This is a genomic window from Microbacterium sp. GbtcB4 (genome assembly GCF_019091465.1).
Lineage (GTDB): Bacteria > Actinomycetota > Actinomycetes > Actinomycetales > Microbacteriaceae > Microbacterium > Microbacterium paraoxydans.
The window spans coordinates 1-2,766 of record NZ_JAGXJJ010000018.1 but is presented as its reverse complement, the minus strand read 5'-3'; the positions used below and the strand labels follow the sequence as shown (position 1 = coordinate 2,766).

The 2,766-nt window shown below is 63.8% G+C and carries 4 protein-coding genes; 2 read left to right on the top strand and 2 right to left on the bottom strand.

Annotated features, from left to right (window positions below):
- Positions 1-4: 4 nt before the first annotated feature.
- Positions 5-268 carry a hypothetical protein gene (locus KVS71_RS17110; protein WP_217585112.1) on the bottom strand — a complete coding sequence of 88 codons (264 nt, stop codon included), beginning with the start codon at positions 266-268 and terminating at the stop codon, positions 5-7.
- Positions 269-375: 107 nt separating this feature from the next.
- Entirely contained in the window at positions 376-1,512 is a 1,137-nt protein-coding gene (locus KVS71_RS17105) for an HAD-IIA family hydrolase (RefSeq protein ID WP_254635898.1), read from the bottom strand.
- Here KVS71_RS17105 and KVS71_RS17100 point away from each other — a divergent pair.
- Both KVS71_RS17100 and KVS71_RS17095 read left to right on the top strand, forming a co-directional pair.
- Positions 1,511-1,957: an RpiB/LacA/LacB family sugar-phosphate isomerase gene (locus KVS71_RS17100; RefSeq protein WP_217585111.1), complete on the top strand. Its 447-nt coding sequence runs from the start codon at positions 1,511-1,513 to the stop codon at positions 1,955-1,957. The two genes, KVS71_RS17105 and KVS71_RS17100, sit on opposite strands and share 2 nt — an antisense overlap.
- Positions 1,954-2,733, top strand: coding sequence for a transketolase (locus KVS71_RS17095; protein WP_217585110.1), 780 nt, complete (start codon positions 1,954-1,956; stop codon positions 2,731-2,733). Before KVS71_RS17100 ends, KVS71_RS17095 begins: the two co-directional genes overlap by 4 nt.
- Positions 2,734-2,766 lie beyond the last annotated feature (33 nt).

The window sequence follows — 2,766 nt, the reverse complement described above, 5'->3', positions numbered from 1 at the left end:
GTGACTACAACCTGTCACCTACTCGTGCAGCAGTCCCCACCATCTCGGCGTGAGCTCGGACGGCCATCACCTCTTCGGGCGGCACCGGCACTCCAGGTTCCCGCTCCGTCGGCCACCGTCGTGCATCGCGGCTCGCGGCGAGCGCGAGGGCGATCTGTTCGCCGCTGGCGCCGATGCGGCCAATGATCTCGGTGACGCGATCGGTGGCCCAGCGTGCGCCGTTCCATTGCGTGCTGATCGCGGCCGAGGGGGCGTGCACGGCGGTCATCTGCACTTCTCTCGCGACGTCAGCCCTCCGACGAGGGGGATGTTGTGCTGTTGCGGATCTTCGCAGAGCAGGAGGTCGGCAGGTGCTGATGAGTGACGTACCGGCCGTCAGTCGAGGGCCGCGGTGATGACGTCGTGGAGCTCGGTGTCGAGCTTGAGGCTGTCGAATGCTGCGGCATATTCCCAGATGAGAGCGGCTGTGGCTCGGATGACATTCATCGGCTCGTTTCCTGGCGTGACGAGGCGAACACGTTGTCCTTCAGCCGCGACCACCGCGTTGGAGACGGCCGATGTCAGGAACTGGTCGTTGCGCGTGAGCCGGGTGGAGGGGTACGGCAGGGTGAGATCGCGCAGGTCGCGCAAGATGAAGTCGGGGCGTGCATCGGGGGGTGCAGCGAAGACATCGCGTGGCCGGCTGATGCCGGTGAGGACGAGAGCGCTACTCATCTCGGATCGTCTTGCGCCTCTGATGTCTGTGTCGATCCTGTCGCCGATGAACAGCCATCGGGAGCCGGGGAATCGCTCGCGGGCGGCGTCGAAGAGCGCCGTCTCGGGCTTTCCGGCAGCGAGAGGTTCGCGGTTGACGACAGCGCGGATGGCAGCGACGAGTGCTCCGTTGCCAGGCGCCAGTCCGCGCTCGAGCGGGAGGGCGGTGTCGAGGTTTGTGGCGACCCACGGGATCCCGGAGGCGAGAGCGTAAGTAGCTTCGGCCAGGTCAGTCCAGCTCACGTGTTGTGAGAAACCTTGGACGACCGCGTCGGGGTGCTCGTCCGCCGTGCGAACAAGTCGGTACCCCGCCCCTTCGAGCACCATCGTCAACCCCGGACCGCCGACGGCCAACAGCGGCGCCCCCGGCTCAACCACATTCGATAGGAGCAGCAGCGTCGCCTGAGGCGAGGTGACGACATCATCCGCGTCGGCGTGCAGTCCCATTGTCGTCAGCTGTTCGGCTACGTCCGCCGGCAGCCGGGAGGCGTTGTTCGTCAGGAACCCCACCGTCTTACTTTCTCGCGCCGAGTTCAGAGCGGTGATGGCATGCGGTATGGGTGCAGCGCCGCGGTACACGACTCCGTCGAGGTCGGAGAGAATAACGTCCGCACTATCGAGCGGAGTGGGGTGGGCAACTCTGGCCATGCTGTCTCCCAGTTCGATGGGCGGACCATCCAGTCCGATCTTCCATCTTACGTCGATTCGGTCTATCCTCAGATATACAAGCCTATACAGGTATAGATAGGAGACATGCATGTTGATTGGAATTGGCTGCGACCCGAACGCAACAACCCTCAAGGATGCCGTCGCTGATTACCTTCGCGAGCTCGGCCACGAGGTTCGCGATTTCGGCTCCGACGACCCCCTATATCCGAAGACGGCCATTGCGGTGGCGGAAAGCGACGCGGCGAAGGAGGTCGAGCGTGGTGTCGTGATGTGCGGCACCGGCATCGGGGTCTCCATCTCGGCGAATAAGGTTCCCGGCGCATACTGCGCCCTGCTCACGGATGCGTACCAGGCCGAGCGTGCACAGCTAAGCAACGACGCCAACATGGTCGCTTTCGGAGCTCAGGTCACCGGCGTAGAGTCGGTCAAGCGACTCGTTCGCGAGTACCTGTCGGTGTCGTACGTGGAGAACGAGCGGAGTGCGCCGAAGCTCGTCGCTCTGTACGACTACGAAACCGAGAACACTCGCGTATGAATGCCATCCCGCTGCAGATCGAGGCGGAGCTCGCACGCCTCAACGTCCTGCGGATGGTACGGGCAGGCGGTTCTGGCCACCTCGGCGGGGCGCTCTCGTGCATCGACATCGTGACCGCCTTGTATTTCGCGACCATGCGCGTCAACCCGCAAGCCGCGAAGGACCCGAATCGCGACCGGTTCCTGCTGTCCGCGGGCCACAAAGCAATGGCGCAGTACGCAGTTCTCGGGCGTCGCGGTTACTTCGAGGAGGCGCTGTTCGACACGTACGGCTCTGTCGGCAGCAAACTCGGCGGTCACCCCGACCTTCACAAGCTTCCGGGCATCGAAGCGAATACGGGTGCCCTGGGTCACGGGCTGTCGATTGCTGCAGGGATGGCACTGGGCCTCCGTGCCGCGAGCAACGGAGGACGGGTTTTCACCATCCTTGGGGACGGTGAGCTCCCCGAGGGGGCGATCTGGGAAGGGGCGTCGATTGCTGCGCACCACCGACTCGACAACCTCGTCGCTTTCGTCGATGTCAACGATCTGCAGATTTCCGGGCCGACCGCTGAAGTCATGAACATGGAGCCGATTGCCGACAAGTTCGCGGCGTTCGGGTGGAATACCGTCACCATCGACGGGAACGACATCGATGCCGACCTCGACGCTGTCAGCGTTGAGGATGGCGAAAAGGGCCGGCCGACCGTTGACGTTGCACGCACGTCGAAGGCGAAGGGCATCAGCTTCATGGAGGGAACCCTTGCGTTGCCGTACTTGAATCTGACGGTGGAGTAGCTCGACCGTGTCGAACGTGAAGTGCACGCCGGC